The organism is uncultured Bacteroides sp. (assembly GCF_937912035.1).
Lineage (GTDB): Bacteria > Bacteroidota > Bacteroidia > Bacteroidales > Bacteroidaceae > Phocaeicola.
This window is the reverse complement of record NZ_CALDPF010000030.1, coordinates 43,288-67,874: the sequence shown is the minus strand read 5'-3', so window position 1 is coordinate 67,874 and position 24,587 is coordinate 43,288. Positions and strand designations below refer to the sequence as shown.

21 protein-coding genes are annotated in these 24,587 nt (G+C 40.0%); 9 read left to right on the top strand and 12 right to left on the bottom strand.

The window, feature by feature from the left end; translation table 11 throughout:
* Nucleotides 1-116: 116 nt before the first annotated feature.
* The 3 genes from Q0486_RS05650 to ssb are packed head-to-tail and all read right to left on the bottom strand — an operon-like array spanning nucleotide 117 to nucleotide 2,677.
* On the bottom strand, nucleotides 117-827 hold the full coding sequence (locus Q0486_RS05650; protein ID WP_299231058.1) for a 4'-phosphopantetheinyl transferase superfamily protein: 711 nt from the start codon (nucleotides 825-827) through the stop codon (nucleotides 117-119).
* A gap of 17 nt (nucleotides 828-844) precedes the next feature.
* Complete coding sequence (gene gldE, locus Q0486_RS05645; protein WP_299231056.1) at nucleotides 845-2,197, bottom strand: gliding motility-associated protein GldE; 1,353 nt, start codon at nucleotides 2,195-2,197, stop codon at nucleotides 845-847.
* 30 nt (nucleotides 2,198-2,227) lie between these two features.
* Nucleotides 2,228-2,677 carry a single-stranded DNA-binding protein gene (gene ssb / locus Q0486_RS05640; RefSeq protein ID WP_299231054.1) on the bottom strand — a complete coding sequence of 150 codons (450 nt, stop codon included), beginning with the start codon at nucleotides 2,675-2,677 and terminating at the stop codon, nucleotides 2,228-2,230.
* Between the two features lie 440 nt (nucleotides 2,678-3,117).
* Between ssb and Q0486_RS05635 the strand changes: the two genes are divergently transcribed.
* The 3 genes from Q0486_RS05635 (at nucleotide 3,118) to Q0486_RS05625 (ending at nucleotide 6,760) form a co-directional block, all read left to right on the top strand.
* Nucleotides 3,118-3,402, top strand: a complete 285-nt coding sequence (locus Q0486_RS05635; protein WP_294456502.1) for an HU family DNA-binding protein — start codon at nucleotides 3,118-3,120, stop codon at nucleotides 3,400-3,402.
* A 248-nt stretch (nucleotides 3,403-3,650) separates the two neighbouring features.
* On the top strand, nucleotides 3,651-5,225 hold the full coding sequence (locus tag Q0486_RS05630) for an Rne/Rng family ribonuclease (protein WP_299231052.1): 1,575 nt from the start codon (nucleotides 3,651-3,653) through the stop codon (nucleotides 5,223-5,225).
* 161 nt (nucleotides 5,226-5,386) lie between these two features.
* Nucleotides 5,387-6,760 carry a C1 family peptidase gene (locus tag Q0486_RS05625; protein WP_299231050.1) on the top strand — a complete coding sequence of 458 codons (1,374 nt, stop codon included), beginning with the start codon at nucleotides 5,387-5,389 and terminating at the stop codon, nucleotides 6,758-6,760.
* Between the two features lie 95 nt (nucleotides 6,761-6,855).
* Here Q0486_RS05625 and Q0486_RS05620 read toward each other — a convergent pair whose 3' ends face one another.
* From Q0486_RS05620 to Q0486_RS05580, 9 genes are read right to left on the bottom strand one after another with little or no spacing between them, the layout of a single operon-like run.
* Complete coding sequence (locus Q0486_RS05620) at nucleotides 6,856-8,112, bottom strand: peptidoglycan DD-metalloendopeptidase family protein (protein ID WP_299231049.1); 1,257 nt, start codon at nucleotides 8,110-8,112, stop codon at nucleotides 6,856-6,858.
* On the bottom strand, nucleotides 8,105-8,638 hold the full coding sequence (locus Q0486_RS05615; protein ID WP_299231047.1) for a nitroreductase family protein: 534 nt from the start codon (nucleotides 8,636-8,638) through the stop codon (nucleotides 8,105-8,107). Before Q0486_RS05615 ends, Q0486_RS05620 begins: the two co-directional genes overlap by 8 nt.
* A gap of 19 nt (nucleotides 8,639-8,657) precedes the next feature.
* Nucleotides 8,658-10,292: an RluA family pseudouridine synthase gene (locus tag Q0486_RS05610; protein ID WP_299231045.1), complete on the bottom strand. Its 1,635-nt coding sequence runs from the start codon at nucleotides 10,290-10,292 to the stop codon at nucleotides 8,658-8,660.
* Nucleotides 10,293-10,327: 35 nt separating this feature from the next.
* Nucleotides 10,328-11,572 carry an alpha/beta fold hydrolase gene (locus Q0486_RS05605; protein ID WP_299231044.1) on the bottom strand — a complete coding sequence of 415 codons (1,245 nt, stop codon included), beginning with the start codon at nucleotides 11,570-11,572 and terminating at the stop codon, nucleotides 10,328-10,330.
* A gap of 45 nt (nucleotides 11,573-11,617) precedes the next feature.
* Nucleotides 11,618-12,442, bottom strand: coding sequence for a 4-(cytidine 5'-diphospho)-2-C-methyl-D-erythritol kinase (gene ispE / locus Q0486_RS05600; protein WP_235354335.1), 825 nt, complete (start codon nucleotides 12,440-12,442; stop codon nucleotides 11,618-11,620).
* A gap of 46 nt (nucleotides 12,443-12,488) precedes the next feature.
* Nucleotides 12,489-12,965 carry a hypothetical protein gene (locus tag Q0486_RS05595; protein WP_299231040.1) on the bottom strand — a complete coding sequence of 159 codons (477 nt, stop codon included), beginning with the start codon at nucleotides 12,963-12,965 and terminating at the stop codon, nucleotides 12,489-12,491.
* Nucleotides 12,952-13,152 carry an Arc family DNA-binding protein gene (locus Q0486_RS05590; RefSeq protein ID WP_154042841.1) on the bottom strand — a complete coding sequence of 67 codons (201 nt, stop codon included), beginning with the start codon at nucleotides 13,150-13,152 and terminating at the stop codon, nucleotides 12,952-12,954. Before Q0486_RS05590 ends, Q0486_RS05595 begins: the two co-directional genes overlap by 14 nt.
* An 8-nt stretch (nucleotides 13,153-13,160) precedes the next feature.
* Entirely contained in the window at nucleotides 13,161-13,664 is a 504-nt protein-coding gene (locus tag Q0486_RS05585) for a hypothetical protein (RefSeq protein WP_299231037.1), read from the bottom strand.
* 36 nt (nucleotides 13,665-13,700) lie between these two features.
* Nucleotides 13,701-14,654 carry an SPFH domain-containing protein gene (locus Q0486_RS05580; protein WP_299231035.1) on the bottom strand — a complete coding sequence of 318 codons (954 nt, stop codon included), beginning with the start codon at nucleotides 14,652-14,654 and terminating at the stop codon, nucleotides 13,701-13,703.
* 461 nt (nucleotides 14,655-15,115) lie between these two features.
* On the opposite strand from Q0486_RS05580, the gene Q0486_RS05575 reads away from it, so the two are divergent.
* The 6 genes from Q0486_RS05575 to Q0486_RS05550 all read left to right on the top strand — a co-directional run bounded on the left by Q0486_RS05575 (nucleotide 15,116) and on the right by Q0486_RS05550 (nucleotide 24,572).
* A complete protein-coding gene (locus Q0486_RS05575) occupies nucleotides 15,116-16,660 on the top strand; it encodes a DUF4836 family protein (protein ID WP_299231033.1) in 1,545 nt (514 codons plus the stop codon).
* 130 nt (nucleotides 16,661-16,790) lie between these two features.
* Nucleotides 16,791-17,105 (top strand): ATP-dependent Clp protease adaptor ClpS, encoded by a 315-nt coding sequence (locus tag Q0486_RS05570; RefSeq protein ID WP_154042845.1) that lies wholly within the window; start codon nucleotides 16,791-16,793, stop codon nucleotides 17,103-17,105.
* Between the two features lie 17 nt (nucleotides 17,106-17,122).
* Nucleotides 17,123-19,345: an AAA family ATPase gene (locus tag Q0486_RS05565; protein WP_299231031.1), complete on the top strand. Its 2,223-nt coding sequence runs from the start codon at nucleotides 17,123-17,125 to the stop codon at nucleotides 19,343-19,345.
* A 6-nt stretch (nucleotides 19,346-19,351) separates the two neighbouring features.
* A complete protein-coding gene (aat, locus tag Q0486_RS05560; RefSeq protein WP_204390400.1) occupies nucleotides 19,352-19,993 on the top strand; it encodes a leucyl/phenylalanyl-tRNA--protein transferase in 642 nt (213 codons plus the stop codon).
* A gap of 178 nt (nucleotides 19,994-20,171) precedes the next feature.
* Nucleotides 20,172-21,314, top strand: coding sequence for a serine hydrolase (locus tag Q0486_RS05555; RefSeq protein WP_299231028.1), 1,143 nt, complete (start codon nucleotides 20,172-20,174; stop codon nucleotides 21,312-21,314).
* Between the two features lie 9 nt (nucleotides 21,315-21,323).
* A complete protein-coding gene (locus Q0486_RS05550) occupies nucleotides 21,324-24,572 on the top strand; it encodes a UvrD-helicase domain-containing protein (protein WP_299231026.1) in 3,249 nt (1,082 codons plus the stop codon).
* The last annotated feature ends 15 nt before the right edge of the window (nucleotides 24,573-24,587 follow it).

The following is a 24,587-nucleotide window of genomic DNA, read 5'->3' as shown; positions in this document are numbered from 1 at the left end:
GACGCAAGATTTTCATTCTTGAAAGGGGGGTTCGATTCCCCCACGGGCTACAAAAAAGAGTTGGACAATGAATAACATTAATAGCGATTCATTGTCCAACTTTTTTTATCAGTATCTCAATCGATGCAGCTATAGGTACATACAAAATCCTCCGTCAGATAAAACTCAATATTCATCTCTGTTTTCAGAGAAGTTCTACACTCATACGCATTCATAACTCCATTAAAAACTTTAGAATGCGAATCTACAACAACACCATTACTGAAATACTCAGAAAATGAAACAGAGTTTATACAAAGATGTTCCAGAAAATCAACTTCACTGGAATTTATCATCTTAAACATTGTTTCCTTTGCCGACCAAAACAACAAATACATATTGATTCTGAATTCGTCTACGATATCATTATCAGCAATATCTGAAACCTTTCTTTCTATAAGAGACATCTCGTCTGTAGAGACAAATCTTCCAACTACCTTTTTCACCCTATCGGAATGATACTCAATATCAATTCCAACTTCCTTTTCAGGGTGAATAATCACCGCTACAAAACCTTTTGTATGCGATATAGATATTCTACACAACGAGTTTTCAAGATAAGGTTTCCCGGATTCATGATGAAGAACACGACATTCTTTTCCTAAAAGTTCACGAAGAAGCGCCCTTACAGCCAGATACTCCAATTGGCGTGCCGGTGACTTAAAATTGAAAAAGTCCTGTGTGAAAGACTTTTCTGTAAGCGAAGAACGGAGCTCTTCTGCGGTTTCAGTCACTTTCCATATTCCGCAAACAGCTCCGTTAAATTCCCATTTTCTCAGTATAGGCATGTCTTAAATTTCAAAAATCAGTTCTTATCTTCGTCAGCATCATATTCAGGTTGTATTGTAACCTTCAATTTAAGAATTCTTCTGGCATCCATTTCGAGGACCTTGAAAGTATACTTTCCGAACACGATTTCCTCATTCAGTGACGGGAATTCACCTTTTACTGCAAGAATAAAACCAGCCAACGTTTCCGCATCATCCGAAACCTCCTCAAAATCTTCAGGATCGGCCTTCATTATTTTATAGAAATCCGAAAGAAGAGTCTTTGCTTCAAACACAAACACTCCTTCAGAAAGCTTAACGTATGTTCTTTCCTCATCATCATACTCATCATTAATCTCTCCTACTATTTCTTCTATGATATCTTCCATAGTAACTATACCTGATGTACCTCCAAACTCATCAACTACAATTGCCATGTGTACCTTATTGGTCTGAAAGTCCCTTAGCAAATCATCAATCATTTTTGTCTCCGGCACAAAGAATGCAGGGCGAATAAGCTTTCTCCAGTCAAAATCATCACCTTTCTCAAGGTATGGCAGAAGATCTTTTATATAAAGTACTCCCTTTACGTTATCCCTTGTATCCTGATAAACCGGTATACGGGAATATCCGTTATCGACCACACATCTCAGAACTTCTGAAAATGTTGAGTCAATATCGAGATCTACCATATCAAGACGCGAAGTCATGACCTCTTTTGCTGTTTCTTCACCAAATCGAATTATACCTTCCAACATATTGCTCTCTTCGGAAATCTCGTTTTTGTCCGTCAATTCAAGAGCTTGCGAAAGTTCATCCACAGAAAGAGACTGTGGCTTCTTATAAGCTATCTTATTAATGAAAACGGTTGAACGTACCAACAATGATGACAATGGTCTGAACACAAAGCTCAATACATTCAGTACAGGAGCCGCCTTACGACTAAAAGCCAAAGCATTTTGTGCCGAATATATTTTCGGCATTATTTCCCCAAAGAGAAGTAATAGAAATGTAAGAATTACAGTTATGACAAGAAACTCAAGCAATCTTGATCCACCAAAATCGACTACAGATGCAAAAAAGAAATTACACAGCATAATTATCATCACATTGACAAAATTGTTTGAGATGAGAATTGTAGCCAAAAGTCTTTCTGAATTAGCCAATAATGACTTTATACGCGTGTCAGCACTATGTTTTTCCTCTTCTATATCGCTTAAATCTGATGGCGTCAAAGAGAAGAACGCTATTTCAGATGCCGATACGAAGCCAGAAGCATAAAGTAATAATAATGCTAAAATTAAAGCAATAACAGCTCCTGCATCGGGAGCTGTAACGGTTACTCCGTTAAATAAATCCGCCAAGCGGCATAAATACGAATCCGGGTCCAAAGAAATAAATTTTAGTTAGACATAAGTTATTTAGAAAGGCAAATCATCAGATGCCTCATCCTGTACGGGAGCTTGCTGAATCGGTTTAGCAGGTGTAGCTACAGGCTGTTGCTGCGAAGCAAATGGCTGACCACTCTGTTGCGCCGAACGAGGTGTAAGCATTTCCATATTATCACCGAAAATTTCGACTATGTACCTCTTCACTCCATTCTGGTCATCATACGAACGTGAACGGATTTTTCCTTCAATATATAGTTTGTCTCCTTTATGAACGTACTTTTCAGCTATTTCAGCTAAATTTTTCCACAATACTATATTATGCCATTCTGTACGCTCAGGCACCTGAGTACCATTTGCCAATGTATAAGCACGATCTGTAGTAGCTAAAGTAAAAGTTGCTACAGCTACGCCACTATCAAGATATCTCACTTCGGGATCCTTCCCTACATTACCTATTAATTGAACCTTGTTTAAAGACATATTCGAAAGTTTTAATAATTCGCATCAAAAATATAGAAAAAAAATGAGAAACCAATCATTTTGCAACATTTAATTACTTCAATAAGGATATCTTCCCTCAAGATAGAAACATATCATGATTAACGTACAAATCATAAATGAATAACATGAAATCTTAAAATCTATAATTGTAATTATAATAATAATATGTATAATATAAAATTATTCTGTTCATACAGCAATAAAACATACTAACACGTAATCCAACTATTATTAATGCAATAATATAAAAATGCTAAATGACAGCAACAATATAGCCAGTCATATGCCTCTACAGGCACCAAAAACAACGATTTTCTCAATTTTATTGTAAAAATGTCGCAAATAAATTTCTTAAAGAACGAGAAAAGCTATATATTTGCAGACCAAAAATTTAGATAAAGTATAACACAATAATTTTTATTAGCGAAATGACTAAAGCAGATATTGTAAACGAAATTGCAAAAAAGACAGGTATCGACAAAAACACTGTACTGGTTACTTTGGAAGCGTTCATGGGTTCAGTAAAAGAATCGTTATCTAACGAAGAAAATGTCTACCTGAGAGGTTTCGGCAGTTTCGTAGTTAAGAAGAGAGCACAGAAAACTGCTCGTAATATATCAAAGAACACTACAATAATCATCCCGGAACACAATATACCGGTATTCAAACCAGCAAAAACTTTTACACTTTCAGTGAAGGAATAATTAATTTTTAGTATTAACCCTATAAAAATTTTAAAGCTATGCCAAGCGGAAAGAAAAGAAAAAGACATAAAATGTCTACTCACAAGCGTAAAAAAAGACTAAGAAAGAACAGACATAAAAGCAAAAAATAATTGTTAGTCTGTCCCGACTTCAATAAAGAACAAACTTGCAAAGAACTGTTTCAGTCTTTCGGGTTTGTTCTTTGTCTTAATTAAGAATTTAAACAATTTCCATTAAACCAAGAAAAAGTGACAAGCGAATTAGTTGTTGACGTACAGCCCAAAGAGATTTCTATAGCCCTGCTGGAAGACAAAAATCTAGTAGAGTTTCAGAAAGAAGAAAGAAACCTTTCCTTCTCCGTTGGGAATATGTATGTGGGTAAAGTAAAAAAACTTATGCCCGGACTCAATGCATGCTTCGTGGATGTCGGATTCGAAAAAGACGCATTCCTTCACTATCTTGATTTGGGACCACAGTTTCATTCTTATCAAAAGTATCTAAAGCAAGTCATCAGTGACCGTAAGAAACTTTTCCCTATATCAAAGGCTAACGCAATGCCGGATATAGACAAAGACGGATCAATATCAAATGTACTCCAGCAAGGTCAGGAAGTCATAGTTCAGATAGTGAAAGAACCTATCTCGACAAAAGGTCCTCGCCTTACATGCGAACTCTCATTTGCAGGAAGATATCTGGTACTCATACCGTTCAACGACAAAGTTTCTGTTTCGCAAAAAATAAAATCAAGCGAAGAGAGGACACGATTGAAGCAACTCCTTCAGAGCATCAAGCCAAAGAACTTCGGTATTATAGTAAGAACTGTAGCCGAAGGAAAAAGAGTGGCGGAATTGGATGCTGAACTGAAAGTATTGCTCAAACATTGGGAAGAAACAATAACTAAGGTGCAGTCTGCTACAAAGCTGCCCACACTGGTATATGAGGAAACAAGCCGCACTGTCGCTATGCTGCGCGACCTGTTCAATCCGTCATACGAAAATATTTATGTAAACGATGAAACCGTTTACAACGAAGTAAAAGACTATGTAGCCCTGATAGCTCCCGAACGAGGGAACATTGTAAAGCGTTACACCGGTCAGCTTCCCATTTTCGACAACTTTGCCATCACAAAGCAAATAAAATCATCATTCGGTAAGACTGTTTCATACAAAAGCGGAGCTTACCTCATTATTGAACATACCGAAGCGCTTCACGTGGTAGATGTGAACAGCGGTAACCGCTCAAAATCTGCCAACGGGCAGGAAGCCAATGCCTTAGATGTAAATCTTGGTGCTGCAGACGAACTGGCACGCCAACTAAGACTCAGGGATATGGGTGGTATAATAGTTGTCGATTTCATTGATATGAACCTTGCCGAGAACCGTCAAAAACTATACGAACGCATGTGTCAGAACATGCAGAAGGACAGGGCAAAGCATAACATTCTGCCGTTAAGTAAATTCGGCCTTATGCAGATAACACGCCAGAGGGTTCGTCCTGCCATGGACGTAACTACGGACGAAGAATGTCCTGTTTGTTTCGGTAAAGGTAAAATTAAACCTTCGATACTTTTCACTGACTCACTGGAGAGTAAAGTGGACTATTTGGTCAACAAATTGAAAGTGAAGAAATTCACGTTGCATATTCATCCGTACGTAGCTGCTTACATAAACCAGGGAATGGTTTCGATCAAACGAAAATGGCAGATGAAATACGGATTTGGTATCAAAGTCATTCCTAATCAGAACCTTGCAATGCTAGAATACAAATTCTATGATACAAAAGGGGAAGAAATAGACATGAAGGAAGAATTTGAAATCAAATAAATAAGCAAAATGAAAGAAATTAGAGCTGCATGGCTGTCCTATAACAAACAAAGGACAACATGCAGCTTCTTTTTTGTATGGTTATATAATATAGAAACTTGCATCATCCAACTAAAAATGCCATCTTTGCAGCAGAAATAAAAATAAATAACCATAAACACATGAAAAAAACATTATTTACTGCTGCCATCGGTGCAATGGCAATCAGCGCAGGAGCACAACAAATCACAGAATCAGACCTGAAGGACATACAGTCATCATTCGTAATGGACGCATCAACAAAAGCACTTCAGAACATAATCACAAACGACGCCAACCTGAAAAAACTTTCTCTCAACAGAGAAATTCAGGGAGAAACTGACCATTACTTCAAATACAGAGTAGATGTTAAAGGCATAACAGACCAGCAACAATCAGGAAGATGCTGGATGTTTACTTCGATGAACGTACTCCGTCCGTCGATAATGAAGCAGTTCAACATCAAGGAATTCGATTTCTCACACAACTATAACTATTTCTGGGATATGTTCGAAAAGAGTAATCTCTTCCTTGAAAATGCCATTGCTACAGCTGATCATGACATGTTGGAACGCGATGTAGATTTCTATTTCAGAACTCCTGTGGGCGACGGTGGTGTATGGAACTTATTCTATAACATCGCAGAAAAATATGGAGTAGTACCTCAGACTGTTATGCCGGAAACTGCACACTCGAACAATACGGGACAGATGCGCTCGGTACTTAACGAACGTCTTCGTACAGGCGGATACGAACTCCGTAATTTGGTAAACGGAAAGAAGAGTAAGAAAGAGATAGCAGAAGCCAAGAAGAATATATTGAAAGATGTTTACAGAATTCTTTCACTCTGCCTCGGCAATCCTCCTAGCCAGTTCGAATGGAGATACGAAACAGCCAATGGAGACATCAAGACACTGAAAACTACTCCTAAGGAATTCTATAACATGATCAAACCGGAAAACTACAATCCGGAATCATACGTCATGATAATGAACGACCCTACCCGCGAGTACTATAAGGTTTATGAGATAGCAAACTACCGCAATACATACGAAGGCGTGAACTGGATATATCTGAACCTGCCTAACGATGTCATCAAAAAAGCGGCTATATCTTCTATCAAGGGCAATGAAGCCATGTATGCATCAGTTGATGTAGCTATGTATAATTCTGCCGACGGAGTTTGTCATCCTGAAATGTTCGATTATTCCTCACTTTTCGGAATCAAGCTTGACATGGACAAAAAAGCAAGAATTCTTACAAGAGAAAGCGGTTCGGCTCATGCAATGACTCTGATGGCAGTTGATACAGATGAGAATGACCAGCCATTAAAATGGCAGTTTGAAAACAGCTGGGGACCAAGTGCCGGGCATAACGGATATATGACCTTCACTGACAAATGGTTTGACGAATATATGTTCCGTATCGTAATAAACAAGAAATATCTTGACGAAAAATCTCTAAAGGCCGCAAAACAGAAACCTATAGCACTTCCTGCTTGGGATTATATGTTCTAAAAAACCTAAGATTATTAATATAATTAGAGCCATATCATAACCTCTATAAATGGGATGATCTGATATGGCTCTTTTATATTACTATCAGAATGAATTTACATACCTTGCAGCCTGTTCATCAGCGAATCACGAAGAACAGTATAAGCAGCCATGTTCTGCTGGCTTACGGGTTTCTTAGGCTGTGACTTGATTGTGAGCGGATTTATAGGCTTTCCGTTCTCGAATACGCGGAAATCAAGATGTGGTCCGGTGGAAAGTCCGGTGGAACCTACATAGCCTATCACTTCTTTCTGCTTGACTGTGGAACCGACTTTCAAGCCTTTTGCAAAACGTGACAAATGCATATATGTAGTGACATAAACACTGTTATGCTTAATCTTGACGTAATTACCTCCTCCCCCGGCCTGATAACCTTTTGCAATAACTTTTCCGCTACCGATAGCATAAACCGGAGTTCCCGTAGGAGCTGCATAGTCCACACCATGATGCGCACGATAACGCTTCAACACGGGATGATAACGGCTGTTGGTAAAGCGCGACGAGATACGGTAGAAATCAAGCGGAGCTTTCAGAAATGCTCCTTCAAGACTGTTTCCTTTCTCATTATAATACAGTTCCTCTCCATCCTGAGTGAACGGAATAGCATAATATGTACTGTCCGAAGCACAGAAAGATGCAGCAAGCACATGAAAGTTCTGCAACGCATTTCCATCAACATATTCCTGTTCGTATATCACACGGAATTCGTCTTCCTTCTGAAGTCCGAAGAAGTCGATAGTCCATCCGAATATATGCGAGAGAACTATAGCCAGCTGCGGCGAAGTATTACAATCCTGCATGGCTACCCACAATGAAGAATTAATTTTCCCCTTTGCCTCTTTTGTTCTCCACTCCACAGGGTTCTGACCGCGTGTAACCTTATATTCTCCTCTCAGATCGAAAACTACATACGATTTCGGATCTTCCTCATAGACGAAAAACTTTGGAGTGGCAAGGCTGTCCTTCGAAGTAAACATTGCATAGGCCCTTCCGCTACGTATCTTCCTTACATCGAATACACCTTCCGTCTTAAGATTCAGATCATGAATATTCTGAGAACTCAATCCATGATCAGACAATATAAAAGACAAATTCTGGTTAGGCTTAACTATACCATACTTCACATTGTATTTATCAACCGGGATACCATATTTGTAAGTAATTTCTTCCACCTCGGCAGAGTCAGTCACCTCCACTTCATCAAGCGACTGCTCTTCTGTTTCTATAGAACGATAATTGTTTACTGTCAGTACAGCCACAAGTACCACCGCTACAGCTACCAGAGCCAATATTATTTTCTTCTGCTTATTCATACTTGTTCCAACTGCTCATTGTGTTAATGTCTTTTCTGATTTTATTTCTCGTCTCACTATCAGGATAACCCAATGTAATCAGAAGCGGAACTCTCTTGCTGCCTATACCTAGCAACTTCTTCACTTTCTTTTCATCGAACCATCCAAGGATACATGTTCCCAGACCAAATTCTGCTGCCTGAAGACAGAAATTCTCTACCGCAATACCTACGTCAAGAAGAGAATACTCCTTATCCTTAATTACGCTACCTATACGTGCTGTAAAATTCATTTTCTCCAACACGACAGCCACAATTACCGGACTTTGCGCTGCAAACTTGTTCATTCCCATACCTGCCGCAGCCGATGCCATCTCCGGAAGCAATTGCGGATCGTCCACCACAACAAACTTCCATGGCTGACTGTTGCATGCCGACGGAGCCAGTCTTGCAGCTTCAAGGCATTTGATAATCTTTTCTCTATCTACCGGAGTGTTCTTATACTTTCTGTCACTCTGACGTTTCTTTACTAAATCTAAAAAATCCATATATTATCATTTTTAATTATTACAACGTAAACGGACTTGGAGAAACTATCTCTATCTCCTTATCCGACACCGGATGTCTGAATACGAGTCTTGATGCATGAAGACACAAACGTGAAGCCGATTCAGGATTACCATAAAGCTCATCTCCTGATATAGGGCATCCGAGGCCTGAGACATGAGCAGAATGTACACGCAACTGATGAGTCCGACCGGTATGAGGCTTAAAGACGACTTTCGCTTGCCCATTCTTTATACATTCCACCTTATATTCAGTTATTGCCGGCTTGCCATTCTCAAAATCAACCATCTGCCGCGGTCTGTCAAGAGGATTCAGGCATATAGGTAAATCTATGATTCCGCATTCGTGCGACGGAACGCCATCCAATATGGCTATGTATTCCTTTGAGATACTCCTTGTTTCAAACTGAGACTGCAACCTGGCATGCACATCCTTGTCCTTGGCAGCGAGAAGTATCCCTGACGTTGCCATATCAAGGCGATGAACCACCAAAGGACCGGTAGCATCAGGATACATAAGTCTTAATCTCTGCTGTACAGAGTCCAGATCATTTTTTCCCGGAACAGAAAGCATGCCCGACGGCTTCTCTACAGCCACTATCCATTCATCCTCATACAAAATTTTAAGCGAAGTATCCTTAAACAAATCCTCTGCCAATGGATTAGGCTCCACATCAAGCCCTACCAGCATGTGTTTCAGTATAGGTTCGCATTTACCTTTGCATGAAGGATAAAAATAGCCGTCGTGACGAATCTCATCCTTGGGCGACATTCCGCACCAGAATTCACCCATAGCCAACGGCTGAAGGCCATACAGATAAGCATACTGCAAAAGTTTAGGCAAAGCGCACTCCCCTGCTCCTGCAGGTGGTAATCCCTGAGGAGTATCTTTGAATATCTCACACAGATCTTTGTGCTCACCCTTTGCATTAAGCATATCAAACTGCCTGAAAAGCCATAACTGCAATGCAGCCGAACGAGTTTTTCTCTCTTGCTTCAACTGTAATATCTCAGTATCAAAACCTTTCACTTTCTGCTCAACCTCATTCAGTTTCTCTTTCCATGAATTATCCAATCTCTTATATTCGGCCTTTTGAAACTGACTCTCACGAATCATGGCATCAAGTTCTTCAAGCGAAAGGTTGCCATTAGCACGTTTTTCATCCCTCTCCTTTTTGCTCCTCTTCAGTTTCTCCTTGGCAGACGCTAAAGAAGAAGATGCTTGAATCTTTATCTCCTCTAGTTCTTTTTTAGCCATGAGATAATAATCACTTTTGGATATATCGCTGATACGTCTGTTCAAAGCCGAGATTTCCGATTCTTCTTTCCTGAAATAACCGTCTGGATTAAGAAGATCATACACTGGAGGAACAAAGAAATCATGCATATTGCTACCAGCCAGATTTCCGGAAAAGGCAGCCAGATAACCGATACTGCCATCTGATGTCTTTACTATCAGCACACCAAACATCTTGCCTTTGCCGATTTCATCCTGCCAGTCAAGTCGAGTGGATAAATAAGACCGAACCTCACCCGCTGCAATTCGTGTCAGCGGATGAGGTGTATAATGAAAAGGGAATGTAAATTTCTCGGGTAGAGAAATTCCCTCAATATTCTGTTTGAAAAAATGAATCACTTCTATCTATCCTCCAAATTCAAACAAATGGTGAATTATAAATTATTAATCCAATTGGCAATATCCTTCAGAACTTCTTCAGAGCAGGTTTCTTCTATATTGTAGTAATCTACTGCAGTCTCAGGCTTACAATGCTGAAACAGGTGATTAAGTCCGGGATATTCCTTTATAAGGTTCTTGGGATACTTATCATTCAAAAGCCGTCTAATATTGCCCAAATTACTTTCCGAAATAACCTGTGCGTCATTGCTACCGTTTATTGCCATTACGGGTATTGTTATCTTCTTCAAGTCATTTTCAGGATTATAATCCATAAAGAATTCAAGCCATGGATTTTTGGGTTGCACAGACATTTCCTTTCTTATAGTATTTACACTGACATTAGTCGGTATTCCCTTCAACTTCAATAAAGCATTCTGCTGTTCGGCCAGCAGAGTATCGCCTTTAATTCCCGGACCAGCCATACTTACAATGAAATCAGGTTTCTTATCTGCAGCAAGCATAAAAGCTATCATTCCGCCTTCACTATGACCAAGGACACCGATCTTTCCGAATTTTCCACTTTTCCTAAGCCATTGCAAACCGCAATCCGCATCCTCGGCAAAATCTTCGGAAGTAGCATTCGTGACATCGCCACCAACTGACTTTCCTGTTCCCCTGTCATCATATCGCAAAGACGCTATACCGCATTTGGCCAGATAATCAGCTATCACGAGAAACGGTTTATGTCCAAAGACCTCTTCATCGCGGTTCTGCGAGCCACTTCCGGTAACCATTAACACCACCGGTACTTTCTTATTCGGATTGTAGCCTACGGGATATGTCAGCGTTCCTGACAGTTTTGCATTAGCATTCACATTACTGAAAGTAACTTCCTCAGTACCATAGATATACGTCACTGTAGGTTCCTGAGATCTGTTCGGCTTATTAACTTCTCCAGGTCTAAGTTCAAGCGGAAAAGACATACCGAACTGATTGAATTTTCCTTTAATCGCCCCATCAATAAGCTTTCCATTATAAGTCATGTTTATAGCAGCCACGCTCAACGAGACGGAATCCTCTGTCAAAATCTGAAGATTTACAGGAATACCGACAGCGCTTTGCGCCGGAACATCCATCTTGCACGACTGCTTATCTCCTTCTTCATTATGAAAATGAAAAACGATTTCCAATTTCTGGTTTGCTGCAGTCAACAAACCTTTCCATGTACCGTTTATCACCTGTGAGTATGACACAGATGCAGCAGACATAAACAACGCAAATAGAAGAGTTCTTTTCATTGTAGAAATTCCGTTTTACAGATTTACCATAATCAAGATTAAAGCTTAGAACATTTCTCTCTGACGACAGAAACATCCTGCGAACTTCTCATCCACATTTTCTATAGGCTGACGGAAAAGTCCATATACAGAAGAGCCTGATCCGGACATGGAAGCATATACAGCACCCAGATCGTACATCTTATCCTTAATGGCAGCAATCTCAGGATACAGTGCGAAAACACTGTCCTCAAAATCGTTTACCATCACGTCTTTCCACTTCTCCACAGGCATCTTTATTATTTCTTTAAGTGAAAGTTCCGGTCTGTGTGGCTTGATTTTCGAGAAAGCGTCACGTGTTGACACGAAAATATCCGGCTTCACCAATACTATATAATAATCTGCCAACGAAAGTTTGACAGGCTCAAAGATGTTACCTATTCCGGTTGCAAATACAGGCTCATTGCGCACAAAGAAAGCACAGTCAGCCCCAAGCTTTGCCGCATATTCTTCCATCTTCTCCAGACTCAGCCCCAAAGCAAACTTCTGATTGAGCATCTTAATCATAAAGGCACAGTCAGAAGAACCGCCTCCAAGACCTGCTCCACTCGGTATATGCTTGAAAAGATGAATATCTACAGGAGCAAGATCGAAGTCCTGCTTCAGGAGTTTATAAGCCTTGACCACAAGATTGTCATCCGGATTGCAGTCAAGAACATTACCTTTCATACTGATTTTATAGTCCTTACCCTCCTCTTCCAATGGTTTTACTTCAAGGGCATCCTGAAGATTGATAGGGAAAAACACTGTCTCAAGATTATGATATCCGTCCGGGCGTTTCTCGACTATATTCAAGCCCAGATTTATTTTGGCATTTGGAAATGTTATCATTGTCGTAGAATTTATAATTTCTTCAAATATAGCACTTATGTTTTAATTATTTGTTTCTGATAGCAAAAATATAATAGACCATTATTGAAAGCAACATTGCCGTTACAGATATTCCTATAGCAGGATTTGCCCAGGGGAAAGTGATAGACAATGCATTGAAAACAAGCATCAGGCTGATAAAAATATTTACAATCCTCATTAACCGAAGTGCCATTACGTATTGCTTTACTATATTCTGACGGAATATTCTCACCGGGAAACGTATATATTCCACCGGAGTGTAGGGACATGTAAATACCAGCAGACAAACAATAAGATTTACCAGGAAACCTGTCAGCATATTTTTGTTTTCAAATCCATTATTTACCACAAAATATAAACATCCCGCTATTACCATTAACGCCGAAACCACCTCAAACACCCTATCAATCAAAGAAGGATGGTATTTGATATTTATATCCTGTCCTTGTGCAGAATATGGCCCAAGATTTATATTAAAGAAACGCATTCTAATCTTTTTCATCGTCTGTCACCCTTTCTTTTCGTGTTTTCTTCAATCGGCCACTTTTTCGCAATGCCTCGTTGATTATCCACTGAAGCTGACCGTTGGTGCTGCGAAATTCATCCGCAGCCCATTGCTCAATGGCTTCCATAGTTTCCGAATCCACACGAAGCACAAAACTCTTTATCGAACTTTCTTTTTTGGCCATAATATTATTTATTCCAGTTTACCTGAATAATATGAATAGTAATTATTAAATTCATTAAATGATAAAAATGCACCAAATAGAATTGATATTGCCACCAGACGCAACTTCATATCCATAAGTCCTGTTACGCCACATTTAAAATAGTAAGAAATACAAAGAATCAAAACTATTATTAATGTATAGAAAGCAAAGAGATATAAAGCACACGCCACTCTATTCTTGATATACAATCTGTCTGTAAAGTTATTCAAGACAATATATTTGAATTCTTTTACCGGCTTGAAATATCTATAAGCATAATACAATATAGAAAGGACTAAAAGCGAGAGTAATAATCCATAAACAAATATCTCGTCTTCAACCGGCTTTACAGATTGTATAAAGAATTTTACAAAGCCATTAACCGAAATAACTAAAGTCATTACAATACTCAACAGCATCGGTATGAAAGAGGATACTCTTGTAGAACAATAATATCCCTTTCTACTATCAAAAAACTTCATCCTAAACATAGCACTGTAAATATAATTCAAAGAAAAACAAATCTATCAATGATGCAATGTACCAGTATTAACCACAGGTTGTGCAGCCTCATCAGCACAAAGAACAACCAGCAGATTGCTCACCATTGCAGCTTTACGCTCTTCGTCAAGTTCAACTATTTCTTCATCTGAAAGTTTGTCAAGAGCCATTTTAACCATCGAAACCGCACCTTCAACAATCTTTTCCCTAGCACTGATGATTGCAGATGCCTGCTGGCGGCGCAACATCACAGCAGCGATTTCAGGAGCGTATGCCAGATAGTTTATCCTTGCCTCCAGTATTTCAATACCCGCCATAGTCAGGCGTTCATTCAGTTTCTGTTCCAACTGTTCATTTATTTCTTCACCACCGGAACGCAAAGTCAACTCATCAGCTTCCGACTCATTATTATCATATGCATACTGTCCTGCCACCTGACGCAAAGCGGCGTCACTCTGTATGCGAACAAAATTCTCGAAAGCATTCATGCGGCTACCAACCGTACTCCCAACTGAAACCTCTTTACCATTAGCTGTCGAAGTATTAGCTATTGTCTGGGAATCAATCTCAAACATAGCCTTGTAAGTATCCTTCACCTTCCAAACAAGTACAAGACCTATCAATACAGGATTACCAATTTTGTCATTCACCTTTATAGGCTCAACATCCAGGTTTCTTGCACGTAAAGAAAGTTTCTTCTTATCCATAAAAGGATTCACCCAAAAGAATCCGGTTTCCTTGAACGTTCCTTTATACTTTCCGAAGAAGACCATCACTCTGGCCTCATTAGGTTCCAACTGCATATATCCACCCCAAAATATCAACCATGCCAAAATACACAATGCACCTACTATATACAAAGCTATAAATCCTGGAAGGAAACAAGCAACTGCAGCTCCTGTAAGCACTATCAAATGTAAAAACAAGGCTAAAAAGCCATTCATCTTAAAACCTTTGTAAACTAATTCTCTTGTGTCCATAATTATAAGATTAAGTGATATTATTTTGATATCACAAATATATGGATTTAATTTTACTTTCAAAAGAAATTAGAGATAATTTTCCGATAAAATCCCCATTAACTAACAATAAAAAAGACATGACCTGTTAAGCCATATCAAACAATATTCAGAAGTCATTAAAACATTACCCAATCGCACTGAAATTAAATAGAATTTATCTTGATATATTCTTTAAATTACACTTGTGTTTTTATAAACCACAGTGTTATTTGTAAAAACACAAGTGTAATTTATCTAAATACAACTTATATTTATAGAACATATAAAGACGTTTGAACAAATATTACTTGATTCATTTTGTTACTCAAGCTGTAAAAAACAATACAAAAAATTATCAATTTATCAAAATATATCATATTTTTGCATATAGAGTTCTAAATCTTAATTATCACAAATGTATAACTCTTAATTTTTTCATTATGAAAAGCATTTATTTATTTGTAGCACTACTACTGACGGTAGTATCTTTCATGGCTTCATGTTCCAAGTCTGATGATTATCTGAACGTAATTCCTAAGGACACCCCAATGGTGGCATCAATTAACCTACAAGCTTTAGGTGAAAAAGCCGGAATAAACGACAGTGAGAACAAAGAAGCATTAGGCAAACTGACCGATATGCTGAAAAAAGAAATGAATGCGGCCAGTTTCGAAAAACTGCAAAGTATAATAGAAAATCCAAAGAAATGCGGAATCGACCTGAACAAGCCGGTTTATGCATTCACGTCTGACGAAAAGTCCTTGATTCTCACAGCAAAAGTAATCGACAAAGAAGCGCTGTCAAGCAGTATAACACTTTTAGGAAATAATTCTAAAGCAAATGCCATAACAGAAGAAGAAGAAGGTTATAGTTTCTCACAGTTAGATAACAACAGCTATCTTGCATTCAACGAAAACACCTTAATAGCAGTGAAAAGTAATATACTGGCGAACATAGACAAAATGAAGTTGAACGCCATTGAAATACTCAACAGAAAAGGCGATGAAAGTATAGTGTCCGACAAAGGTTTCATAAAAATGCAGGATGAAAAAGCAGACATTGCAATATACAACAATTTCGAGATATTTGACAATAGCTACAAAAATATCCTAGCAATGGGACTTGGCGTAGAAGATGCAGCAAAGAAATGTAAACTTATTTCAGGTATATTATTTGAAGATGGTAAACTTGTCATAAATTCGGAATTATATACCGAAGATGAAAAGATAAAGGAATTGCAGGAGAAACAAAACGATTACTTGTCTCATATCAATAACTCACTACTGAAGTTCTTCCCTAAATCATCATTATGCCTGATGAGCATAAGTATGGAGAATGACAAAATATTCGAAATGCTAAAAGAAAACAAGGATTTCCAAAAGAACATTTCACTGGAAGACGCCGAGACTATAGAAAATATTCTAAAATCTATCGGCAAGGAAATAACTTTTGGCATAACAGACTTCAACTTGACAGAAAAACCTGCAATAGTTATTTATGCAGAAGCAAAGAACGGCGACATACTTAAAGAACTGTATAACAACAAAAATAGTAACTCGTTTACAAAAAATTCAAGATTTACAGAACTGAAAGAGAATGAATATTTAATACAGTCAGGAAGAGACAATATATTCATCGGTTATAAAAACGATATGATATATGCTACAAACAGCGAGACCTGGTATAAAACTATAGGTAAAAAACTGGAAGATTCAGCCGAAGACAATACCTATGCCAATGATATAAAAGGCAAACGAATGGCATATATTATTGACTTCAATGCATTAAGCCAGCTACCCGTGATGCAAATGGTATTAAAATCCGGTGATGCAAAAATGACAGCAGTAGGAAGTGTTCTGAAAAATGCCAACAATATGAGTATCACCTACGATGATGAAATTACAATGACAGTACAGCTGAAAGACACAAAAACGAATTTCCTAAAACAAATGATACAGATTACTAAAGAACTCGCCGGTATCTGAAAAATAAAATAATAAGTTTCAAAGTCCCATAATAGGTTTATCACGAATAGGCCAATTATGGGACTTTACTCTTTTATTTGAAACGAAGATTATTGGGATATGAAGTTTTTTTATTAAGTTTGTTCTCATTATGGGAAAACAACAGACAAACATAAAGGAAAAAGGACGTGTCAGCCTGAAAGAGCCGAGACGTTATAAAGTAGTTATCTATAACGATGACTTCACAACCATGGATTTCGTGGTAAAGATTCTGACTACAGTATTCTTCAAATCGGAAAATGAAGCTGAGGTACTGATGATGAGTGTTCACAAAAGCGGTTCTGCAGTTGTGGGCATTTACAGCTACGACATTGCGCTGTCTAAGGTGAGAAAAGCTACGGACATGGCACGTGAAGAAGGATTTCCACTAAAACTTACAGTACTGCCTGAGGACAAGCAGGCCTAACATTCACAACAGAAAATATGGACTTGAAATATACTAAACACGTAAATAAAGCATTGGAAGTTGCACATACGGAAGCAAAGTTCAGGAGACACGAATTTGTTACTCCTGAGCACCTTTTGTATGCCCTAATGCAACAGGATGAATTCGTATATGCACTTGAGGACATGGCTTGCAACATAAACAAGCTGGAGAAAAATGTAAAGGAAGTTCTGAACACAAAATTCGAGGTCTTGCCTGAAGGTACGCAATACGAGCCGGAAAACTCTACTCAAATGGCAGAGATTTTCATAAAGGCACATATGATTGTCACCTTCTCAGGAGCCAACGAAATAGATGTTCCACACTTGGTACAGGGTATGCTTGAACTGACAGACTCCTGGGCAGCATATATCCTGAAAAATACCTTGAAAGATGATATTGCCGAGTTCACAAGCATGCTCATTGATGAATACAGCTATGACTACGATGACATTCTCGATCATGAACACGGCTACGAGAAAAACGAGACATGGAAAAACTTCGTAACCTGCATAAACGACAATTTAGAGAGCCATAATCCGCTTATCGGAAGAGAAGAAGAACTTGAAAAGACTATCAGGGTTCTGTGCCGCAAGGAGAAGAACAATCCTCTGCATATAGGCGAATCAGGTGTTGGAAAGACTTCTCTCATATATGGTCTTGCAGAAAGGATAGAGAAAGGCAATGTGCCGGAGAAACTGAAAGGTTACCGCATCTATGAACTTGATCTTGGCGGTATCATAGCCGGAACACAGTACCGTGGTGAGTTTGAAAAGCGACTGAAGGGTATCATGCTTGGAGCAGAGAAAGAGGGCAAAGCCATCATCTACATTGACGAAATCCACAATCTTATCGGTGCCGGAAGAACCAGTGACGGATCGTTGGATGCATCGAATATGCTTAAACCATACCTTGAAGGAGGAAATATAAAATTCATTGGTTCAACCACTTACGAGGAGTACAACAAATACTTTGCAGGAAGCAAGGGAATGGTAAGACGCTTCCAACAGATAGATATTCTTGAACCAAGCATCGATGATACTGTCAAGATTATAAAGGGACTTATAAAGGGATACGAGACATTCCACAACGTGAAGTATCGTAAGGGAGTGATTGAGTATGCCGTAAGCATGAGTGACAAATACATCAAAGATAAGTTCCTACCCGATAAGGCTATCGACCTGATAGACGAGGCTGGTGCATACAGAGAAATACACAACGACGGGAAAGATAAAAATATCGTTACAAAAGAACTCATTTCGGACATCCTTGCAAGAATGTGCAAGATAGAATCCATCACTGCCAAGGAAGATAATACAGAGCTTGAGCATCTGCCAGCCAAGATGAAAGCGCTTATCTACGGACAGGATCAGGCTATCACTCAAGTGACGGAAGCTGTTATGATGTCTAAAGCCGGACTGAACGATGACAACAAGCCTATAGCAAGTCTACTGTTTGTGGGTCCTACAGGCGTGGGTAAGACAGAGATTGCAAAAGTCCTTGCTGCCGAACTTGGTATAGGCCTGGTACGTTTCGATATGAGTGAGTATTCGGAAAAACATACTGTGGCGAAACTTATCGGCTCGCCTGCCGGATATGTGGGCTATGAAGAAGGCGGACTTCTGACAGATGCTATACGCAAGACTCCAAACTGTGTTCTGCTGCTTGACGAAATAGAAAAAGCTCATCCGGACATATTCAACATACTTCTTCAGGTGATGGACTATGCCGTGCTTACCGACAACAAGGGACGCAAGTCGGACTGCCGTCATTTGATTCTGATTATGACATCGAATGCGGGAGCACAATATGCTCATCAAGCTTCGATAGGGTTCAAGGGACAGGCCACTGCAGGAGACTCCATGCTGAAACAGGTTAAGAAGACATTCAAACCAGAGTTCCTGAACAGACTCTCTGCCACTGTGGTGTTCAACGATATGGACAGTAACATGGCTCAACTTATCCTCGAAAAGAAACTGAGAGAATTCAGCGCGAAACTTGAGGCTAACAAGGTGACTATGGAAATAGGTACTGATGCCAAGGAATGGTTGCTGAAGAAGAGTATAACCAAGGAATACGGTGCACGCGAAATGGACAGAGTTATAGGTCATCACCTGAAACCGCTGTTCGTCAAAGAAATGCTTTTCGGCAAGCTGAAGAACGGTGGCCATGCTCTTGTCGGCATAGAGAATAATATTCCTGCCATAACCCTGAAAAAGTGATAAGGCATGGTATTCAAGTTGAGTAAAAGACTTGCCTTTCCGGATCCTCATTTGGGAGAGCCGGACGGGCTGCTTGCCATAGGCGGTGATTTGTCAATCGACAGACTGCTGCTGGCATACTCTTACGGTATATTCCCGTGGTATGCCTTCAAAAGACAGGTCATAGAATGGTGGTGCCCTATGCAGAGATTCGTAATCTTCCCTTCGGAGATACATGTATCGCACTCCATGCGTACACTGATAAACAAAGACAAGTACAGAATAAGCATTAACGAAGCTTTTGAAGATGTGATACGCAATTGCGGAAAGCTGCGCGAGGATGAAGAAGGCGCTTGGCTCGGCCCGGAAATGACGGAAGCGTACATCAGACTGCATGAACAGCAGTTTGCAGCCAGTGTGGAGGTATGGGAGGATGACAGGCTCGTAGGCGGACTTTATGGTGTAGCATTGGGGAAATGCTTTTTCGGTGAGAGTATGTTCTCGCTTGTTCCAAGTGCTTCAAAACTTGCTCTTATACATCTGGCATGGTTCCTTGAAGAGAGAGGCGGACTGATGATAGACTGTCAGTTCGAGACTCCGCACCTGAAATCGATGGGTGGCAGATACATTTCGTATGAGGAGTATATGAATATTCTTTCACAAGAATAAAACCATAAAAAGAAAATCCGTCAGCATTTTCACAAACACTGACGGACTTTTAATCAATGAGGAATTAAAAACATAACTCCAACATAAAACCAAACAAGAATATTAAGCTTTTGTATAACTTTCAAAATATATAACAGAGGAACTATAGCTTTTGTTCGATCATAAAACAAAAAAAATTATGAAAACAGGGAAAAAAATTCTCATAGCGATACCTATTGCCATAATTATAGTGTATCTGTGCCTGCCTTTCTATGCCAAAAAGGCACTGATCCACTGGTTTCCCACTATTGACGACCTAGGTATTTTCGAACATGCCACTGTTCATGCGCCCGATTCCTGCTGGGAATGGGCTGTCTCGGAGGATTACAATTCTTTCCAGCTCTCAAAGGAGGATTCGGCGTACATAGACGATATGAAAACGGTGTCTTTCTTGGTAATAAAAAATGACAGTATTCTGTACGAGACTTATCGCGGAGGATGGAACGACACTCTGACTTCAAACCTGTTTTCTGCCACTAAAAGCATAGTGGGACTACTTGTTGGAATAGCCATAGACGAGGGCAAAATAGGCAGTGTGGACGATAAGGTAGTGAAATATATCCCTGAATACAGCCGTGGAAGGCAAAAGGATATCACTATCAGAAACCTGCTTACAATGAGTGCCGGGATGGACTGGGACGAAGCCTACGCTTCACTTTTCTCTGTAACCACGCACGGATATTACGGCAATGACCTCTACGAACTAATCATGGGCCTTGATATAGTAGATACTCCGGGAGTTCAGTATTCCTACAGAAGCGGTGAGACACAACTGCTGTCATTTGTTCTTGAAGCGGCAACTGGTGAAACCATCAGTCAATATGCAGAGAAGAAGCTCTGGCAGCCGATGCTGGCAGGACAGGATGCTTTCTGGCTACTCGACAAGAAGAACGGTGATGAGAAATCATTCTGCTGCTTCCACACAACAGCAAGGGATGCTGCAAGATTCGGACGTCTGATGTTGAACAAAGGAAACTGGAACGGAAGGCAACTGGTCAGCAAGGAATATATAGAAGAGGCCATGACACCGGCATCATATCTGAAAGACCAGTGGGGCAAAGACCCGCTTTCATATTATGGCTACCAGACATGGATTATGGACTACAAAGGAGAGAAATGTCCGTACTTCAGAGGTATGCTGGGACAATATATCATAGCCATACCTTCGAAGAATGCTATAGTGGTTCGCCTCGGGCATAAACGTTCGAGAGAGTATGTCAAGGAACTCACTACGGACATAATAAAATATATGGAAATAGCTGAAAAAATTTTACAACAATAACCACTCTATATGGAACAGGACCCAAGATTATTAGTATATAAGGCTTCGGCAGGCTCAGGAAAGACTTTCACCCTGGCTGTGCAATATATCAGGCAACTGATAGAAGACCCCTACTCATACAGACGTATTCTGGCAGTTACTTTCACCAACAAGGCTACTACAGAGATGAAGGAAAGAATCCTCAGTCAGCTGTACGGTATAGCCACTTCGCTTAAATCCTCGGACGGCTATCTGAAAGAGATAATGAAAACCTCAAATAAAAGCGTTGACGAAATAAGGATAGCTGCTGACACTGCACTGAAGAATATCATCCACGACTACAGCCGTTTCAGAATAGAGACTATCGATTCGTTCTTCCAGTCGGTAATGAGAAATCTTGCACGCGAACTTGAGTTGGGTGCCAATATGACAATCGAGCTGAATAACGGCGATGTCTTGAGTGATGCCGTAGATAGTATGATTGAGAAACTGAATCGTATGTCACCTACCCTCTACTGGCTACTTGAATATATAGAAGAAAGAATAGCCGACGACAAACGTTGGAATGTATCTTCCGAAATTAAAGGTTTCGGTCGCAATATCTTCGACGAGGCATATATAGAAAAAGGCGTGGCATTACGTGAAAAACTGAAGGACACTAAGTTTATCCCGCAATACAGAAAGAAACTCCAGGAAAAACGTGAATCCATACTTGACACAATGAAGGGATTCAACGAACACTTTCAGGAAATTCTGAATGCCAACGGGCTTACACCTGCCGACTTGAAAAACAGCGCCAGGGGCATAGGAAGCTATTTCAACAAGATTGCATCCGGGAAACTGAGCAATGATGTAAGAAATGCCACTGTTGAGAAATGCCTGGAAGGTGCGGAAAACTGGACAACAAAGACCTCTCCATATAAAAGTACCATTATATCACTTGCAGACCAGGTTCTGATACAGATACTTAATGATGCGGAGAACACGAGAATGGCAAGCAACAAGGTTCTGAATTCGTGCGACATGTCGCTCCGCTATCTCAACAATCTGCAATTGCTCATGCGTATAGACAGCGAAGTAAGGGAACAGAACCTTAGTCATAACCGTTTCCTGCTTTCGGATACCAACGCGCTGCTCCACAGTATCATCAGAGAAGGTGACGCCTCTTTCGTATATGAGAAAATAGGTACTACAATAGACACCGTGATGATAGACGAGTTTCAGGACACATCGCGTATGCAATGGGAAAACTTCCATCTTCTGCTTGAGGAAAGTCTCGCACAAAAGGAAGGCAGTATGATAGTGGGTGACATAAAGCAGAGTATCTACCGCTGGAGAAACGGCGACTGGAAGATTCTTGCCGGACTGGATAAGGACAAAAGTTTCCGTCTGAATTCGAAAACGCTGGATACAAACTGGCGAAGTGAAGCTAATATCATAGCTTTCAACAATGATATATTTACATCTGCCTGTAAGGTTCTGAACGAAAGATACAAGGCTGATGAAGGGGAAGATTGCACGCAACTGCTTGACGCGTATAGCGATGTCCGCCAGAAAACATCAAAGGATACGAAGGAAGGATACATCAAGATATCTTTCCTGAAAAACAGCGAGGAACATCCATACACCGACACTACTATGGAACTGCTGGCAGAGGAGGTTGACTCTCTCGTAAAGAGAGGTGTCAGAGTGAATGACATTGCTATATTGGTTAGAAAAAACAAAAGCATACCTGCCATAGCAGATTACTTTGACAAAAATACTCCGTACCGAGTCGTTTCGGACGAAGCATTCCGACTTGACGCTTCGCTTGCAGTGTGTATGCTCATCGACGGACTGAGGTATATATCCGAGCCTACGGACAGGATAGCCTGTGCAAGACTGGCAGTGGCTTATCAGAAGGAAATCCTCAAAAAGAATGTGGATTATAACACTGTGCTGCTGAACAACGTTGAGGATTATCTACCTGCCGAGTTCCGGTTAATGCTGCCTGAAATGAGTCTTATGCCATTATACGAACTGCTTGAAAAGCTGTTCATGATTTTCCGCATGGATATGATAGAAGAGCAGGATGCCTATCTCTGTGCTTTCTATGATGCGGTGACTGAATATATGCAGAACAATTCTTCGGAACTGACCTCATTCCTGACATACTGGAACGATACTCTTTATGCAAAGACTATCCCGTCCGGTGAAATATCCGGTATCAGAATCCTTTCAATCCACAAATCGAAAGGTCTGGAATATCACACAGTGTTACTACCATTCTGCGACTGGAAGATGGAGAATGAAACTTTCAACCACATGTTGTGGTGCAGAATAAACGAAGCGGATGCCAACAAGGAACCGTTCTGTGAACTTGACCTTACTCCTGTGAACTATTCATCCGCCATGGCAGAATCATATTTCAGCGACAGCTACAGAGAAGAACGTCTGCAACTGTGGGTAGATAATCTGAACCTGCTGTACGTAGCATTTACCCGAGCATGCAAAAACCTGATAGTATGGTGCAAGGACGAGCAGAAAGATACCGTATCAAAATTGCTAAGAGAATCAATAGACTGCATGAAAGAAATAAAAATGACATGCAACATGCCTGAACCTGATGAAGAAGACGAAGAGAATAAGGAAGAAAACGACGAACCTATCGTATATGAATACGGAGATATCTGCATTAGTGGTGAAAAGAAAAAATCAGATTCCACAAACAGACTTGTAGCCATACCTGACGCTGTAAACGTAAAGATTGAATCACTTGAAACGGAGATTGACTTCAAGCAGTCCAACCGTTCTGCCGACTTCATAAGAGGCGATGAGGATGAGGAAGAAAATCTTCGTTCGCAATATATCAGACAGGGACAGCTGCTTCATACACTTTTTGCATCTATCGATACGAAGGAAGATTTGACTGCCGCCATAGAAAGACTTCTGTTTGAAGGTGTAATAGAATCGGCAGAGAAAGCCCAAGAGATATATGAGATAGCAGAAAGAGCTTTGAACCTTGATGAAGTGAAGGACTGGTATAGTGGAGAATGGACATTGTATAACGAATGCTCCATAATCTATAATGACGAACAAGGAAAGATGCAGACCCGACGTCCGGACCGAGTTATGATGAAGGGAAACGAGGTAGTTGTGGTTGATTTCAAGTTCGGAAAGAAAAAGCCGGAATACTCCACACAAGTCAGAGAGTATATGTCTCTGCTATCGGAAATGGGATATACTGACATAAAAGGATATATATGGTATGTCTATTCCGGAGAACTTGAGAATGTGTAACGATTTATTTAAAAA

Coding starts and splice junctions, on each gene's coding strand:
- Q0486_RS05580 (WP_299231035.1), bottom strand. CDS start 14,654: ATGGACACAAGAGAATTAGTTTACAAAGGTTTTAAGATGAATGGCTTT.
- Q0486_RS05565 (WP_299231031.1), top strand. CDS start 17,123: ATGGACTTGAAATATACTAAACACGTAAATAAAGCATTGGAAGTTGCA.
- ssb (WP_299231054.1), bottom strand. CDS start 2,677: ATGTCTTTAAACAAGGTTCAATTAATAGGTAATGTAGGGAAGGATCCC.
- Q0486_RS05595 (WP_299231040.1), bottom strand. CDS start 12,965: ATGAAAAAGATTAGAATGCGTTTCTTTAATATAAATCTTGGGCCATAT.
- Q0486_RS05615 (WP_299231047.1), bottom strand. CDS start 8,638: ATGGATTTTTTAGATTTAGTAAAGAAACGTCAGAGTGACAGAAAGTAT.
- Q0486_RS05620 (WP_299231049.1), bottom strand. CDS start 8,112: ATGAATAAGCAGAAGAAAATAATATTGGCTCTGGTAGCTGTAGCGGTG.
- Q0486_RS05555 (WP_299231028.1), top strand. CDS start 20,172: ATGAAAACAGGGAAAAAAATTCTCATAGCGATACCTATTGCCATAATT.
- Q0486_RS05590 (WP_154042841.1), bottom strand. CDS start 13,152: ATGGCCAAAAAAGAAAGTTCGATAAAGAGTTTTGTGCTTCGTGTGGAT.
- Q0486_RS05575 (WP_299231033.1), top strand. CDS start 15,116: ATGAAAAGCATTTATTTATTTGTAGCACTACTACTGACGGTAGTATCT.
- Q0486_RS05550 (WP_299231026.1), top strand. CDS start 21,324: ATGGAACAGGACCCAAGATTATTAGTATATAAGGCTTCGGCAGGCTCA.
- Q0486_RS05605 (WP_299231044.1), bottom strand. CDS start 11,572: ATGAAAAGAACTCTTCTATTTGCGTTGTTTATGTCTGCTGCATCTGTG.
- Q0486_RS05650 (WP_299231058.1), bottom strand. CDS start 827: ATGCCTATACTGAGAAAATGGGAATTTAACGGAGCTGTTTGCGGAATA.
- ispE (WP_235354335.1), bottom strand. CDS start 12,442: ATGATAACATTTCCAAATGCCAAAATAAATCTGGGCTTGAATATAGTC.
- Q0486_RS05570 (WP_154042845.1), top strand. CDS start 16,791: ATGGGAAAACAACAGACAAACATAAAGGAAAAAGGACGTGTCAGCCTG.
- Q0486_RS05585 (WP_299231037.1), bottom strand. CDS start 13,664: ATGTTTAGGATGAAGTTTTTTGATAGTAGAAAGGGATATTATTGTTCT.
- aat (WP_204390400.1), top strand. CDS start 19,352: ATGGTATTCAAGTTGAGTAAAAGACTTGCCTTTCCGGATCCTCATTTG.
- Q0486_RS05625 (WP_299231050.1), top strand. CDS start 5,387: ATGAAAAAAACATTATTTACTGCTGCCATCGGTGCAATGGCAATCAGC.